Below are 240 nucleotides of genomic sequence, written 5' to 3'. Positions count from 1 at the left end.
GATCATCGTCGAAGACGGCGCCAGCCTGACGGTCATCACGCTCCAGGAATGGAACGACGCCGCCGTCCACGCCTCCTCCCAGCAGGCAAAGATCGGCCGCGACGCCANGCTCAAGCACGTTATGGTGAGCCTGGGCGGCGACCTGGTCCGCGGCACGCCGTCGGCCCGCTGCACCGCCCCTGGCGGCGAGGCTGAAATGTTCGGCCTGTACTTCGCCGACGCCGGCCAGGCTCACCATAA

Annotated in this window: 1 protein-coding gene; it reads left to right on the top strand. The window is 68.2% G+C overall.

The features are described from left to right. A partial coding sequence (locus FNL14_RS23145; RefSeq protein WP_142065188.1) for a SufD family Fe-S cluster assembly protein occupies positions 1-240 on the top strand: 240 nt, incomplete at both ends.

This window comes from Pseudarthrobacter sp. B4EP4b (assembly GCF_006680095.1).
GTDB lineage: Bacteria > Actinomycetota > Actinomycetes > Actinomycetales > Micrococcaceae > Arthrobacter.
Note: the sequence above shows the minus strand (reverse complement) of the source record. Positions and strands in the feature narration are given on the sequence as shown.